The 14,219-nt window shown below is 72.8% G+C and carries 15 protein-coding genes; 5 read left to right on the top strand and 10 right to left on the bottom strand.

Features of this window, described 5'->3' with window-relative positions:
- Positions 1–137: 137 nt before the first annotated feature.
- On the top strand, positions 138–641 hold the full coding sequence (locus tag ACFVTH_RS15415) for a hypothetical protein (RefSeq protein ID WP_387092695.1): 504 nt from the start codon (positions 138–140) through the stop codon (positions 639–641).
- A 70-nt stretch (positions 642–711) separates the two neighbouring features.
- Here ACFVTH_RS15415 and ACFVTH_RS15410 read toward each other — a convergent pair whose 3' ends face one another.
- The 6 genes from ACFVTH_RS15410 to ACFVTH_RS15385 form a co-directional block, all read right to left on the bottom strand.
- Positions 712–2,169 (bottom strand): dihydrolipoamide acetyltransferase family protein, encoded by a 1,458-nt coding sequence (locus tag ACFVTH_RS15410; RefSeq protein ID WP_387092692.1) that lies wholly within the window; start codon positions 2,167–2,169, stop codon positions 712–714.
- On the bottom strand, positions 2,166–3,188 hold the full coding sequence (locus ACFVTH_RS15405) for an alpha-ketoacid dehydrogenase subunit beta (protein ID WP_387092689.1): 1,023 nt from the start codon (positions 3,186–3,188) through the stop codon (positions 2,166–2,168). Before ACFVTH_RS15405 ends, ACFVTH_RS15410 begins: the two co-directional genes overlap by 4 nt.
- Positions 3,185–4,312, bottom strand: coding sequence for a pyruvate dehydrogenase (acetyl-transferring) E1 component subunit alpha (gene pdhA / locus ACFVTH_RS15400; protein ID WP_387092686.1), 1,128 nt, complete (start codon positions 4,310–4,312; stop codon positions 3,185–3,187). The genes ACFVTH_RS15405 and pdhA overlap by 4 nt, the downstream gene beginning before the upstream one ends.
- A 109-nt stretch (positions 4,313–4,421) precedes the next feature.
- Positions 4,422–4,916 carry an Lrp/AsnC family transcriptional regulator gene (locus ACFVTH_RS15395; protein WP_386941860.1) on the bottom strand — a complete coding sequence of 165 codons (495 nt, stop codon included), beginning with the start codon at positions 4,914–4,916 and terminating at the stop codon, positions 4,422–4,424.
- A gap of 8 nt (positions 4,917–4,924) precedes the next feature.
- Entirely contained in the window at positions 4,925–5,791 is an 867-nt protein-coding gene (locus ACFVTH_RS15390) for an oxygenase MpaB family protein (RefSeq protein WP_387092683.1), read from the bottom strand.
- Complete coding sequence (locus ACFVTH_RS15385; protein WP_387092680.1) at positions 5,791–6,942, bottom strand: hypothetical protein; 1,152 nt, start codon at positions 6,940–6,942, stop codon at positions 5,791–5,793. Before ACFVTH_RS15385 ends, ACFVTH_RS15390 begins: the two co-directional genes overlap by 1 nt.
- Positions 6,943–7,021: 79 nt before the next feature.
- Here ACFVTH_RS15385 and ACFVTH_RS15380 point away from each other — a divergent pair, with 79 nt between their 5' ends.
- Positions 7,022–8,182, top strand: coding sequence for a glycoside hydrolase family 3 N-terminal domain-containing protein (locus ACFVTH_RS15380; protein WP_387092677.1), 1,161 nt, complete (start codon positions 7,022–7,024; stop codon positions 8,180–8,182).
- Positions 8,183–8,294: 112 nt separating this feature from the next.
- Positions 8,295–8,858 (top strand): YceI family protein, encoded by a 564-nt coding sequence (locus ACFVTH_RS15375; protein WP_387092674.1) that lies wholly within the window; start codon positions 8,295–8,297, stop codon positions 8,856–8,858.
- Positions 8,859–8,952: 94 nt separating this feature from the next.
- On the opposite strand, the gene ACFVTH_RS15370 is transcribed toward ACFVTH_RS15375, so the two are convergent.
- Positions 8,953–10,065 carry a winged helix DNA-binding domain-containing protein gene (locus tag ACFVTH_RS15370; RefSeq protein ID WP_387092671.1) on the bottom strand — a complete coding sequence of 371 codons (1,113 nt, stop codon included), beginning with the start codon at positions 10,063–10,065 and terminating at the stop codon, positions 8,953–8,955.
- 113 nt (positions 10,066–10,178) lie between these two features.
- On the opposite strand from ACFVTH_RS15370, the gene ACFVTH_RS15365 reads away from it, so the two are divergent.
- Positions 10,179–11,777: an ABC-F family ATP-binding cassette domain-containing protein gene (locus ACFVTH_RS15365; protein WP_386941854.1), complete on the top strand. Its 1,599-nt coding sequence runs from the start codon at positions 10,179–10,181 to the stop codon at positions 11,775–11,777.
- Positions 11,778–11,911: 134 nt separating this feature from the next.
- Here the strand turns inward: ACFVTH_RS15365 and ACFVTH_RS15360 are convergent, their stop codons facing one another.
- The 3 genes from ACFVTH_RS15360 to ACFVTH_RS15350 are packed head-to-tail and all read right to left on the bottom strand — an operon-like array spanning position 11,912 to position 13,322.
- Complete coding sequence (locus tag ACFVTH_RS15360; RefSeq protein WP_387092668.1) at positions 11,912–12,751, bottom strand: SURF1 family protein; 840 nt, start codon at positions 12,749–12,751, stop codon at positions 11,912–11,914.
- Entirely contained in the window at positions 12,748–12,999 is a 252-nt protein-coding gene (locus ACFVTH_RS15355) for a hypothetical protein (protein ID WP_387092665.1), read from the bottom strand. Before ACFVTH_RS15355 ends, ACFVTH_RS15360 begins: the two co-directional genes overlap by 4 nt.
- The gene (locus ACFVTH_RS15350; protein WP_387092662.1) at positions 12,996–13,322 is read right to left on the bottom strand and encodes a DUF3099 domain-containing protein; all 327 of its coding nucleotides are present in this window, start codon (positions 13,320–13,322) and stop codon (positions 12,996–12,998) included. Before ACFVTH_RS15350 ends, ACFVTH_RS15355 begins: the two co-directional genes overlap by 4 nt.
- Positions 13,323–13,456: 134 nt before the next feature.
- On the opposite strand from ACFVTH_RS15350, the gene ACFVTH_RS15345 reads away from it, so the two are divergent.
- Positions 13,457–14,167, top strand: coding sequence for a beta-ketoacyl-ACP reductase (locus ACFVTH_RS15345; RefSeq protein ID WP_387092659.1), 711 nt, complete (start codon positions 13,457–13,459; stop codon positions 14,165–14,167).
- Positions 14,168–14,219: the final 52 nt, after the last annotated feature.

The raw sequence follows: 14,219 nt of genomic DNA, 5'->3' as shown, positions 1-14,219 counted from the left end.
CCCCGGACGCCTCAGGCGTCCGGGGGTCTCGCCGCGCGCCCGAGGCATCCGTTCCGGCCCGGCGCGGTTCCTTGACCGCTCGTTCGGCTCGGCCCACAATTGGGGGGTCCAGCCGAATGCAGGGGAGCGGAGACCGAATGTCCGACGCGTACGCCCGTCCGAGTCACGACGACCAGCCGACGGTGCCCGACTTCGCACCGCCGCCCCTGTCCGTCGACGACGTGACCACCGCCAAGCCCGCCGACGCCGACGAGCGCCGCCCGTGGGGACGCGACCTGCGGTTCATGCTCGTCGTGCTCGCGGCGATCGTCGCGCTCTTCCTCGCGTTCGCGCTGCTCATCGCCTTCAGCCCGACCGGTGCCGCGATCAGCGCTCTCGCGATCATCGCCGCACCCATCGCCACGATGGTCGCCGCCTACTACGGCATCTCGCTCGCGCTGCGCCAGGTGCGCGACGCCCGCGACGCCGCCGAGTCGTCGGAGGCGCGTGCGCGCGCGGCCGAGACGAGCGCGCGCGAGTCCGACGCGTGGGCCGCGCAGATGGAGTCGGGGCTTCGCGTCTCGGTCGCCAAGCTGCGCGCGGCCGGCGTCGACACGCGCGACGTCGAGCGGGCCGCAGGCACCCCCGACGAGTTCTTCTGATCGACGCGCGCCGGCGCTGCGGCGTCGCGAACGAACGGCCTCGCCCACGACGGGCGAGGCCGTTCGCGGTTCAGAGCTCGGCGAGCAGCGACAGCGGCTGTTCGATGCAGCCCGCGACGAAGGTGAGGAACGCCGCCGCCTCGGCACCGTCGCACACGCGGTGGTCGAACGACAGCGTGAGCTCGGTGACCGTTCGCACGGCGAGGGCGCCGTCGACGACCCAGGGCCGTTCGACGAGTCGGCCGACGCCGAGCATCGCCGCCTCGGGGTGGTTGATGATCGCCGCGGAGCCGTCGACGCCGAGCGTGCCGTAGTTGTTCAGCGTGAAGGTGCCGCCCGAGAGCGCCGCCGGGGCGAAGACCCCGGTCGCGGCGGCTTCGGTCTGGGTGCCGATCGCGTCGCGCAGCTCGCGCAGGCTCATCGCCTCGGCGCCGTGCACCACGGGCACCATGAGGCCGCGGGGCGTCTGCGCCGCGAGACCGAGGTTGACGGCGCCGTGCAGCACGACCTCGTCGCGCTCGGCGTCGAAGCTCGAGTTGAGGCGCGGGTGCCGGCGGAGGCCCGCGACGACGAAGCGTGCGACGAGGGCGGTCGTGCCGAAGCGCTCGCCGGTCGCGGCGTGCAGCTGCGTGCGGCCCGCAACCAGGGCGGTCGCGTCGACGTCCATCCAGACGGTCGCCTCGGGGATCTCCCGGCGCGAGCGCGAGAAGTGGGCGGCGGCCGCCCGGCCGATGCGGTCGAGCGGGATCCGCTCGTCGCCGGCGGCGGTCGCGGCGGCGGGCACGGGCGTCGACGGTGCGGATGCCTCGGGCGCGGCCTGCGTCGTCGCGCCCTGCTGCTCGCCGATGAACGCCTCGACGTCGCGCCGCATGACCAGGTGGTCGGGGCCCGAGCCGTCGAGCTGCGAGGCGTCGAAGCCGTGCTGCCGGGCGAGCCGCCGCACGATCGGCGAGACCACGGGGGAGCGGCGCGCGCTGTCGAGGCGCGAGCGTGCGGCGACCCCGCCGACGGTGCCGGTACCCGGACCCGAGCCCGTCGCGGCGCCCGTGCGACGGCGGCCGAATCGCGCCGGCGCCGTCGCGGCGCGCTTGGTCACCGTCGAGGCGCGGGTGCCGTAGCCGATCAGCACGGCGCCCGACTCCTCGGTCGCGACGTCGGTCGGCGCGGCGACGCCGGGTTCGGCGGCGACCGGAGCCGGCGCTGCGGCGGATGGCGCGGCCTCGTCGACGGGTGAGCCCGCGGCCGACGCCGGCGCGGAGGCGTCCGTCGCCGGTGGATCGCCCGCCGCGACCGCGGTGCCGAGCGTCATGAGCACGGTGCCCGCGTGGAGCGTCTCGCCGACTTCGCCGCCGAGCGACTCGACGACGCCCGCGAACGGGGTCGGCAGCTGCACGACCGACTTCGCCGACTCGAGCTCGACGACCGGCTGGTCGATCGCGACCTCGTCGCCCGGGGCGACGAGCCACGCGACGATCTCGGCCTCGGTGAGGCCTTCGCCGAGGTCGGGCAGGATGAACTCGCGGCTCATGCGTCCCACTCCCAGGTGTCGAGGGCCGCGAGGATGCGGTCGGGGGTGGGCAGCTGGTGCTCCTCGAGCTTCGGCGACGGGTAGGGGATGTCGAAGCCGGCGATCCGCAGCACGGGCGCCGCGAGGTGGTGGAAGTTGCGCTCGGTCACCCGCGCGGCGACCTCGGCGCCGTAGCCGCCGAACTGCGCGGCCTCGTGGATGACCGCGGCGCGCGACGTCTTGCGCACCGACGCGCCGACGGTCTCGTCGTCGAACGGCGAGAGGCTGCGGAGGTCGACGACCTCGACCGAGAGCCCCTCGGCGGCGGCGGCCTCGGCGGCCTCCAGCGCAGTGCGGACCGTGGGCCCGTACGCGAGGAGGGTGACGTCGTCGCCCGTGCGCACGACCTCCGCGCGGTCCATCGGTGCCGTCGTGACGGGCAGCGCAATCGGCGCCTTCGACCAGTAGCGGCTCTTGGGCTCCATGAAGACGACGGGGTCGTCGCTCTCGATCGCCTCGCGGAGCATCGAGTAGGCGTCGGCCGGGTTCGAGGGCATCACGACGGTGAGGCCGGGCGTCGACGCCCAGTACGATTCGGACGAGTCGGAGTGGTGCTCGACGCCGCCGATCGCGCCCGCGCACGGGATCCGCACCACCATCGGCAGCGCGACCCGCCCCTTCGTGCGATTGCGCATCTTCGCGACGTGCGAGACCATCTGCTCGAACGCGGGGTAGCTGAACGCGTCGAACTGCATCTCGACGACGGGGCGCATGCCGTACATCGCCATGCCGACGGCGGTGCCGATGATGCCCGACTCGGCGAGCGGCGAGTCCCAGATGCGCTCCTCGCCGAACTCGGCCTGGAGGCCGTCGGTGATGCGGAACACGCCGCCCAGCGGGCCGACGTCCTCGCCGTAGACGACGACGCGGTCGTCGGCGGCCATCGCATCGCGCAGCGCGGCGTTGAGCGCACCGGCCATCGTGAGCTGCGTCGGTGCGGATGCCTCGGGGCGGGCGTCCTTCGTCGCGGTGGCGGTCATCGGGCGTCCTCCTGGTGGGTGCCTGCCGCGGCGAGCTCGGCGGCGAGCGCGGCGCGCTGCTCGGCGAGTGCGGCACGGGGGCGTGCGTAGACATGGTCGAAGAGCTCGAGCGGATCGAGCTCGGCCTCGGCGGTCATGACCTCGCGGGTCGCGGCCGCGAGCTCCTCGGCCTCGTCGGTGATCTCGGCGCGCAGGGTCTCGGTCAGCGCCCCCTCGGAGACGAGGTACTTCTCGAGGCGCTCGATCGGGTCGCGCCGCTTCCAGTGCTCGACGTCGCGGGCCGCGCGATAGCGGCTCGGGTCGTCGGAGTTCGTGTGCGGCTCGATGCGGTAGGTCACGCCCTCGATGAGGGTCGGCCCGCCGCCCGCGCGGGCGCGCTCGACCGCGGCGTGCGTGATGGCGTACATCGCGGCGACGTCGTTGCCGTCGACGTGGAAGCCCGGCATGCCGTAGCCGACGGCCTTGTCGGCGAGGGTCGCGGCTCGGGTCTGCTTCTCGAGCGGCACGCTGATCGCGAACTGGTTGTTCTGCACGACGAAGACGGTCGGCGTCTGCCAGACGGCGGCGAAGTTGAACGCCTCGTGGGCGTCGCCCTCGCTCGTGGCGCCGTCGCCGAGGAAGGTGAGGGCCACGATCGGGTCGCGGCGGAGCCGCGCGGCGTGGGCGAGGCCGACGGCGTGCAGCGCCTGGGTGGCGAGGGGCGTCGCCTGCGCGGCGGTGCGGAACGCGTGCTGGTCGTAGCCGTTGTGCCAGTCGCCGCGGAAGGACTGCAGGATGTCGGCGGGGGCGATGCCGCGGGTGAGCAGGGCGATGCTGTCGCGGTAGGTCGGGAAGAGCCAGTCCGTGCGGTCGAGCGACGCGACGGCGCCGATCTCGCAGGCCTCCTGGCCGTAGGCCGAGGGGTATGTGGCGAGGCGGCCCTGCTTGGTGAGCGCGGTGACCTGCACGTCGAAACGGCGGGCGACGACCATCTTGCGGTAGAGACCGAGCAGGGTGTCGGCTTCGGGCAGCGAGAAGCCGCCGGTCGCGTGGCCGGTGACGGCGTGACCCGCGTTGTCGAGAAGGCGGAGCGGCTTCTCCGATGGAAGGGTGCGGGTCGGGGCATGCTCGACATTGAGGCTCATGGAGCCATGGTGCGACATGCTCGACCCTCGAGGTCGGGCGTGTCATCCAAGCGTGAACGAACGGCTGCCGGCGGCCGAAACCGTTGCCATTCGTCCACCTGAGGCGCGGTCAGGTGCGCCAGATGTCCAGCGTCTGCGCGGGCGGGTGGCCCTCGATCTCCTCGAGGATCAGGTGCGACCTCGTCGACACGACCCCGGGCATGTCGTGGATGTCGCGGAGGATCGCCTGGCTCAGCTGCTCGTGATCGGGCGCGCTCACGGTGAGGATGATGTCGATGTCGCCCGAGACCGCCTGGACCTTCTCGACGAAGGGCAGCGTGGCGAGCTTCGCCGCGATCTCCTCCCACGAGACCTCGCCGATGCGCACCACGACGAGCGCGGAGATGTGCAGGCCGATCGAACGGCGGTCGATCTGCGCGCCGAACCCGGTGATGACCCCCCGCTGCTGCAGTTGCTGCAGCCGGTTGTGCGCCGCCGTGCGCGAGATGTGCACCCGGTCGGCGAGGGTTCGCACCGACAGCCGGCCGTCGCGGCTCAGTTCGGCCACGATCCTGCGGTCGATGCTGTCGAGTGGTTCGTTGCGGTGCGCTGCTTGCGGGGTCATCGTCGTCCTCATGCCTCTCGCTCAGCGTACCGGTTCCGGAGCCGCGCCCGTCGGAGCGATCCTCGCATCGGAGCGTGCCGCACGACGCGCGGCAGCAGCGGCCAGACGATCGCGATGCCGTGGAGCCAGGCGGCGCTGACGCGCTGCACCCGGGGCGTCCAGCGGAACCCGTATGCGGCTCGGATCGGCGCGGGAAGGAGCGCCGCGGTCGACAGCCGGGCGAGGGGCAGGAGGAGCCGTGTGCCGGGCGGCAGCGCCGCCGATCCGCCGAGCAGGGTCCGGGCGACGCCGCGCGCGTCGTCGCCGACGTCGAGTGCGGCGAGCCGCGCCCGCCACCACGACTCGAACTCGGCGCGGCTCTGGGGCCAGCCCTCGCGGCCCGCCTGCAGGCTGCCGCCGAGCGGAGCGTAGCCGCGCACGATCGCGTCGGCCTCGCGTTCGCCGAGCGGGCCCCAGAGCCGCTCCTCGACGGCGAGCGCCGTCGCGAGCAGGGTCGACGCGACCCAACGCTGCGCATCGGCGTCGAACGCCGAGTACCGGGCGGTGCGCGCGTCGCCCGCTTCGTCGGCGTCGGCGTCGACGTCGGCGGAGTCCGCGGCGTCGCCGCGCACCGGCGCGTGGCGCGCGTTCACCCGCCTGACCGCGGCGCGCCTGACCGCCTCGTCGCCGAAGCCCACCGCGTAGACGTAGTCGAGCGTCCCGAACAGCCGATCGAGGGGGCGTCCGGCGAAGTCGCTGTGCCGGGCGACCCCGCGGGCGACACGCGGGTCGGCGAGTTGCAGCAGGATGGCGGCGCCGCCGCCGAGCAGCAGGATGCCCTCGGCGGCGTGTCGTCGGAATCGGGCGTTGCCGGGGTCGGTGTCTGCGGCGGTCATCAGTACCAGTTGTAGCGCTCCGAGTGCGCCCAGGCGCCGCACGGCGCCCCGTAGCGATCACTGATGTACGACAGGCCCCACTCGATCTGGGTGGCGGCGTTCGTCCGCCAATCGGCGCCGGCCGAGGCCATCTTGCTTCCCGGCAGGGACTGCGGGATCCCGTACGCGCCGCTCGAGGCGTTGTAGGCGTCGGCGCGCCAGCTCGATTCGCGGGTCCACAGCCGTTCGAGGCAGTCGTACTGCCCCGCGCCCCACCCGTACCGGGCGACGGCCCGCGCGGCGTAGGCCTTCGCGGCCGCGGGGTCGACCACGACGCCCGGCGGCGGCGCCCCCGTGCCGCCGCCCGATCCTCCGGGCTCGTCGTCGGCTTCGGCGGCGGCCCGCTCACGGGCCTCGGCCTCGAGCCGGGCCTGCTCGCCGACCCGGTAGCGTCGCTCGAGCTCGACCGTTCGATCGCGCAGGCTCGCGAGCTGCGCGTAGAGGGTGTCGAGCGCCGTGCGCTGTTCGGCGAGCCTGGCCTCGGCGGCCAGATGGGCGTCCTCCGCAGCAGCCGAGGCGCGATCGGCCTCCTCCGCGAGCCGGGTCCGCTCCCGTTCGGCCACGTCGGCCTGCGCGCTGAGCGAGTCGTACTCGGCGCGTGCGGCCGCAGCGCCCGCCGCCACCCCCGAGTAGACGTCGGCGAGCCGGGCGCTGCGGGAGAGCCCGTCGAGCAGCTCGTCGGCATCGCCGTCGCCGGCCGCGAACAGCAGTCGAAGCGTGACGTCCGCCCCGCCTGTGCGGGCGAGCAGTCCCGTCAGCCGCCCGAACGCCGCCTGCGACTCGCGTGCGGCGGTCGCGGCCGATTCGGCATCGGCACCGAGCGCGGCGGCCCGCTCGGCCGCCTCGTGACGCGCGGCCTCCGCCGCGGCGGCGACGGCGGCGGCCTCGACCGCCGCGTCGCCGAGCACCGCCGCCTCACCCTCCAGGCGGTCGACCAGGGTCGTGATGCGCGCCGATTCCGCCTCGCGCGCGGCGACGCTCTGCTTGGCCGCCTCGACCTCGCCCCAGCTCGGGTACTCCTCGGCGGCGGCGGCCGGCGCGGAGACGGAACCGAGTGCGGCGATGAGCGCGAGCACGCTCGCCGCGCTCGCGATCGGGCGTCCTTGGCGCATCGACTCACCCCCTCGAGGCCGCGAGTCTACCCACGGCCCCGCTCAGCGGTCGGTCGGACACGCAGCGTACACTCGGCCCGTGCGTTCGTCCCGGCTGTCGGCCCTGCTCCTCGTGATGGCTTCGCTCACCCTCGCGGGGTGCGCGAGCGCGACACCGAGCACGCCGAGCCCGACGGCGCCCCCGCCGACGCCGACCGCTGCGCCGACGCCGACCCTCGATCCCCTCGCCGCCTGGGTCGACGAACGGATGGCCGAGCTCAGCACGCAGCAGAAGGCGGCCGCGCTGCTGATGCTGCACGCTCCCGGCACCGATCCTGCGCCGTCGCGCGCGCTCATCGACGCCGGTGCGTCCGGCGTCATCCTCATGGGCGACAACATCGCGGGCGACGCGCCCTCGCTCGCGGGCATGACGGCGGCGCTCGTCGCTGATCCCGAGCTGCCGCCGCTGATCGGCGTCGACCAGGAGGGCGGCGAGGTGTCGCGGCTCGACTGGGACACCGCCGCGAGTGCGGCGACCCTGCGGGAGGCGCCGCCCGCCGCCGCCAGAGAGGCCTTCGCCGCGCGCGCCGCGAGCGTGGCCGCCGGCGGAGCGAACGTCAACTTCGGCGTCATCGCGGACGTCACGGCCGATCCGGCCTCCTTCATCTCAGGCCGCGTGCTCGGCACCGAGCCGGCGGCGGCCGGTGAGCGCGTCGCCGCGGCGGTCTCGGGGGAGCGGGGCGTGGTGGCGAGCACCCTCAAGCACTTCCCGGGGCACGGTGCAGCGCCCGGCGATTCGCACACGAGCATTCCGACCGCGCCGCTGAGCCGTGCGGAGTGGCGAGCGGGCCCGGCACTGCCGTTCGCGGCCGGCATCCACGCCGGTGCCGAGCTCGTCATGACCGGGCACCTCGCCTACCCGGCGGTCGATGCTGCGCCGGCCTCGCTCTCGCCCGAATGGCACCGCGTGCTCCGGGAGGAGCTCGGCTTCGATGGCGTCGTCGTCACCGACGACATGCTGATGCTGCAGCACAACGGGCTCGCGGAGTACGCCGACCCCGGCGAGAACGCCGTGCGCGCTGTCGCGGCCGGTGCCGACCTGCTGCTCTACGTGCTGCCCGCGGACCCGTCCGAGTTCGGCATCTCGGTCGACGGGCTCGTCGCGTCGATCTCGGCGGCGGTCGACTCGGGCCGCATCTCCGAGGAACGTCTCGACGACGCGGTGCGCCACGTGCTCGAGCTCCGCCGGTCGCTCGCCTGAGCGATCCGCCGAAAGAAAATTTCCATGCATGGGAATAGATCTTCCCGTCGCCCGCGTTGACACCCGTATGAGCCGATCGGCTCGGAACCGAACACATGGGAGCAACCGCAACATGACGACCACCGCCTCGACGATCGAGATCCCCGGCTACCGCGTCGGCACCTGGACGATCGACCCCGCCCACAGCGAAGTGGCCTTCTCCGTCCGCCACCTCATGATCAGCAAGGTCAAGGGCAAGTTCGAGCGCTTCAACGCGACCTTCGTCACGGCCGAGAACCCGCTCGACTCGAGCGTGACGGCGTCGGCCGAGGTCGCCTCGGTGACCACGAACGAGCCGAACCGCGACGCGCACCTGCGCACCGGCGACTTCTTCGAGGCCGAGACCTACCCGACGATCGACTTCGTCTCGACCGGTGTCCGCGTCGAGAACGGCGACCTCAAGGTCGACGGCGAGCTCACGATGCGCGGCGTCACGAAGCCCGTGACCTTCGACTTCGACTTCGGCGGCTTCGGCGGCGACCCCTACGGCAACTACAAGGGCGGCGCGACCGCGAAGGCGGTCGTGAACCGCGAGGAGTTCGGCCTGAACTACAACGCGGCCCTCGAGACCGGCGGCGTGCTGCTCGGCGACCAGGTCACCATCACCCTCGAGCTGCAGGCGCAGCTCGACCAGTAATCGCTCGGCGATCACCACGACGGGCCGGATGCCAGGTGCACCCGGCCCGTTCGTCGTATCGGTCCGGGGCGACCCCCGACGGCGCCGCGAGCGCTCAGTCCTGGCGCACTGTGACGTCGCCGAGGGTCGTCGACCAGAACCCCGCCCACCGTTCGAATGCGGGAGCGAACTCGTCGGCGTCGACCGAGCCGCTGAACGGGGCGAGCTCGATCGCCGTCGAGCCGCGTCGCTCGGGCGCGCGGCGCCACTTGCCGACGACCTCGCCGTCGGCGACGAGGATCGGCAGGAACAGCCCGTTCTTGCCCGGGACGACGCGCACGGCGTCGGCCGCCGAGCAGTAGACCGTGCGGTCGCCGTAGCCGAGGAAGTACTCGTCGAACGGCGCGAGGACGTGCCGGCCGGTGGCGGCCCGGGCCGCAGGCCATGACGCGTCGACCGCGACGTACCGTTCGTCGCCGACGGCGACGACCGAGTCGCCCGCGGCCGAGACCGCGAGCCGGGCCTGGGTCAGCGTGAGGCCCGTCCACCAGGCGAAGTCGCGCACCGAGACCGGCCCGTGCCCGCGTGCGTACCCGGTGAAGAGCCGCGCGAGCGTCTCGTCGTCGTCGGCCGGCTCGTCCGCGCCGGCGGGCGACCACTCGTCGAGCAGCACGAAGCGCTGCCGCGCCCGGGTCTCGACCGGGCCGCAGCAGAGCAGGCCCTCGATCGCGAGGCGCCAGATCAGGTGGTACCCGCGCTGGCCCTCGATGGGGATGCCGGCGGCCGCCCACGCGGCCTGGAGTTCGTCGCGGGACGCCGAGCGGCCGCCCTCGAGCTCGCGGATCGCGACCGCACGCGCGGCCGCGTGCACCGCGTCATCGATGCCCTCGCCGAGATGGATCTTCGCCGCGCGCTGCATGAGCCGCGCGGCCGTCAGTCGAAGGATCGGGCGGAGCATCTCGGGTTCGACGAAGTGCAGTGTGCCGCGCATCGGCCAGGAGCGCAGCAACGAGCGGTCGTCGATCGCCCGGTCGATGCTCGCCGCGCTCGCCTCGCGGACCCTCGCGCCGAGCACCCACTTCGCGGCCGCGAGGTCTTGCGCCTGCACGCACACGAGCCGCTCGAGTGCCGCCGTGGGGGAGTCGAAGCCGTCGACGAGCCCCTGCGCGCTGAGGCGCGCGGCCCTGATCGAGGCGATCGAGGGGGCGCTCGGGCCATCCGTCGTCATGCTGCGATTCTGCCCGGCGCCGCCGACATCGGAGTTGACACGCGGCCGCGAACGATAGACTGGGCGGCTGTGCCGTTCGGCACCCACCCCCATCAACGCCCAGGAGGCCCGTCGTGCTCGCCGTCCACGATCTCGAGATCCGCGTCGGTGCGCGCCTCCTCATGGAGCACGTGAACTTCCGCGTCTCCGACGGCGACAAGATCGGCCTCGTCGGCCGCAACGGCGCGGGCAAGACGACGCTCACGAAGACCCTCGCCGGCGAGACCCTGCCCACCGACGGCAAGATCGATCGCACGGGCGAGATCGGGTACCTCCCGCAGGACCCGCGCTCCGGCGACCCCGAGATGCTCGCGCGCACGCGCATCCTCGACGCGCGCGGCCTCGGCTCGCTCGTGCTCGGCATGCACGAGGCATCCATGAACATGGGCAGCGACGACCCGGTCGTCGCCGAGAAGGCCATGAAGAAGTACGGCAACCTCACCGATCGCTTCAACGCGCTCGGCGGGTACGCCGCCGAAGCCGAGGCCGCGTCGATCGCCTCGAACCTGAACCTGCCCGACCGCATCCTCGACCAGCCGCTGAAGACGCTCTCGGGCGGCCAGCGCCGTCGCATCGAGCTCGCGCGCATCCTCTTCTCCGACGCCGACACGATGATCCTCGACGAGCCGACCAACCACCTCGACGCCGACTCGGTCGTGTGGCTCCGCGAGTTCCTGAAGGGCTACAAGGGCGGCGTCATCGTCATCTCCCACGACGTCGTGCTCGTCGAGGAGGTCGTCAACCGCGTCTTCTACCTCGACGCGAACCGCTCGATCATCGACATCTACAACATGGGCTGGAAGCACTACCAGCGCCAGCGCGCCGCCGACGAGGAGCGCCGCAAGAAGGAGCGCGCGAACGCCGAGAAGAAGGCGGGCGTCCTGCAGCTCCAGGCCGCGAAGTTCGGCGCGAAGGCCTCGAAGGCCGCCGCAGCGCACCAGATGGTCGCGCGCGCCGAGAAGCTGCTCGCCGGGCTCGAGGAGGTGCGCGCCGTCGACCGGGTCGCGAAGCTGCGGTTCCCGACGCCCGCGCCGTGCGGCCGCACGCCGATCACGGCGAGCGACCTGTCGAAGAGCTACGGCTCGCTCGAGATCTTCACCGCGGTCGACCTCGCGATCGATCGCGGCTCGAAGGTCGTCATCATCGGACTGAACGGTGCGGGCAAGACGACGCTGCTGCGCATCCTCGCGGGCGTCGACGCGCCCGACACCGGCCTCGTCGAGGCCGGGCACGGCCTCCGCGTCGGCTACTACGCCCAGGAGCACGAGACGATCGACGTCAAGCGCTCGGTGCTCGAGAACATGGTGAGCTCCTCGCCGAACCTCACCGAGACCGAGGCCCGCAAGGTGCTCGGCTCGTTCCTCTTCACGGGCGACGACGTGCACAAGCCCGCGGGCGTGCTCTCCGGCGGCGAGAAGACCCGTCTCGCGCTCGCCATGATCGTCGTCTCCGGTGCCAACGTGCTGCTGCTCGACGAGCCCACGAACAACCTCGACCCCGCGAGCCGCGCCGAGATCCTCGACGCGCTCGCGCACTACGAGGGCTCGGTCGTGCTCGTCTCGCACGACCCGGGCGCGGTCGAGGCGCTGAACCCCGAGCGCGTGCTCATCATGCCCGACGGCACCGAAGACCACTGGAGCCGCGAGTACCAGGAGCTCATCGAGCTGGCTTGACCTCGCGTGGCGCGAAGCGACACGCGAGGTCAAGGAAGGGGGCAGCCGTAGCGTTCACGGCGCGCCAGCGCCGGGCAGTGTACTCGGCAGACCATGGACCGGACGCTTGCCCGCAACCATGCGCATCGCGAACCTCACCGCCGGTCGAGCACCTGGTCCTCGTAGTCGGCGTCCTCGCCGCCCTTGCTCTGCGGCTTCGGCCGCTTCGGCGCGCGCGGCGAGACCTCTGCCTGCCCGGACGCCTCGGCGAGGCTCTTGCGCTCCTGGTTCGCCGCCCAGCCGAGCCCGATGAAGGCGAGCAGAGCGAAGACGTACCACTGCAGGGCGTACGACAGGTGCGGACCCTCGTCGCGCTCGGGGCGCGGGGCCGCGAGGGGCGGCTCGGCCGCGTCGTCGCCCGACTGCACGAGGATGCCGTACGCGCCTGTGTAGGCGGGTTCGCCGACGCGCCCGGCGAGCTCGTCGAGGTCGATCGTCGCGAACTCGATGCCCGTCGACGTGCGACCCTCGATGCGGCCCTCTCCGGCCTTCAGGCGGGCGGTCACCTCGACCTCGCCCGCGGGCGGCGCGGGGATCTCGCTCGGGCGACCGTCGGAGTCCTGCGGGATCCAGCCGCGGTCGATCATGAACACGGTGCCGTCGTCGAGCTGGAACGGGGTGATCACCTGGAAGCCCGTGCTGCCGCCCATCGGCCGATTGCGCACGACGACCTCCTCCGAGGGCAGGTACTCTCCCGAGAGCTCGACGACCTGCCAGCGCTGGTCGACGTCGAATCCGGCGGGGTCGGGCAGCGCCTCGGCGAGCGGGATCGGTGCGGCGTCGTAGTTCGCGTCGATGCGGGCGACCTCGGCGAGCGCCTCGGCGCGACGGTTGAGCTGCCAGGTGCCGAGCGCCGAGCAGGCGATGGCGAAGATCACGGTGAGCGCGAGGTAGCCCGCCCAGCGCGGCGTGAGGAGGAAGCGCCATTCGTTCACGCGCCGGCCTCCGCGGTCGAGCCTTCGGAGGAGGCGACGTCGAACGGTGCGACGGCGACCGGGAACGACCGCGCCTCGAGGAAACCGCGCAGGTAGTCGACGTGCTCATCGCACGCGAGCCACGTCTTTCCGCGCTCGCCCGTGTGGATGCGCGGATTGCGCCAGTCGATGCGCCACAGGGCGGCCTCGCGGCATCCGGATCGCGAACACGTGCCCTGCTCGGGCGCGCCGCCCAGTCCGCCGATCATGCGGCTCCTCGCTCGTCGTCGCGACGGTCGGTGGTCTCTGGACCGCCGGGAGCGGCGGACGGCGGGGGAGTGCGCCGCACGATGCCGCCCGGTCGGAGCACCCGGCTCGTGCGCTTCGGGCTGCCGACGTTCGCGAGGACGACGGCGAAGTAGGGGAGGAAGATCGCGCCGGCCGCGCAGACCGCCAGCCACCAGCCGTCGACGAAGAGCATCGCGACGATGCAGAGCACGCGGATCGACATGGCGATCGTGTACTTGATCATGCGCGAACGCCGCTCCGCCTCGGGCGAGGGCGGCAGCGTGGTGATCGACTGCTGCTTCATGGTGGTCGCCGCAGGCCTGACGGCGCTCCTCTTCACTCAAGCCTACGTCGATTCGAGCCCGTCGGATGCCCCGTCGGGCGAGCCTCTATGCTGGGACGGGCCGTACGGCCCCACCTGCAGAAACGGAGTCCAGCATGACGTCGAGCCGCACCGTCCTCGTGACCGGTGGCAACCGTGGCATCGGCTACGCGATCGCCCGCGAGTTCATCGCGCAGGGGCACCGCGTGGCGGTGACCGCCCGCTCGGGCGAGGGCCCCGAGGGCTCGCTCACGGTTCGCGCCGACGTCACCGACGCCGAGTCGGTCGACCGCGCGTTCACCGAGATCGAGGCCGCGCTCGGCCCGGTCGAGGTCGTCGTGGCGAACGCCGGCATCACGCGCGACATGCTGCTCATGCGCATGAGCGAGGACGACTTCACGAGCGTCGTCGACACGAACCTCACGGGCGCCTTCCGTGTCGTCAAGCGCGCCTCGAAGGGCATGCTCAAGGCGAAGTTCGGCCGCATCGTGCTCATCTCGAGCGTGGTCGGCCTCTACGGCTCGGCCGGCCAGGTCAACTACTCGTCCTCGAAGGCCGGCCTCGTGGGCATGGCCCGTTCGCTCACCCGCGAGCTCGGAGCCCGCAACATCACCGCCAACGTCGTCGCGCCCGGATTCATCGAGACCGACATGACCGACGAGCTGCCCGAGGCGCAGCAGGCCGAGTACAAGAAGAACATCCCGCTCGGCCGCTTCGCGTCGCCCGACGAGGTCGCGCGCGTCGTCGCCTGGCTCGCGGGCGACGACGCCGGCTACATCTCGGGCGCCGTCATCCCGGTCGACGGCGGCCTCGGCATGGGGCACTGACCGCAACGTCGTCGGCGGTTCGCCGACACCGCGGAGGGCCGGTACGCGATCG

The sequence above is a fragment of the Agromyces sp. NPDC058104 genome (assembly GCF_042884835.1).
Lineage (GTDB): Bacteria > Actinomycetota > Actinomycetes > Actinomycetales > Microbacteriaceae > Agromyces.
The sequence above is the reverse complement of the archived record's forward strand: the minus strand, read 5'-3'. Positions and strand labels throughout refer to the sequence as shown.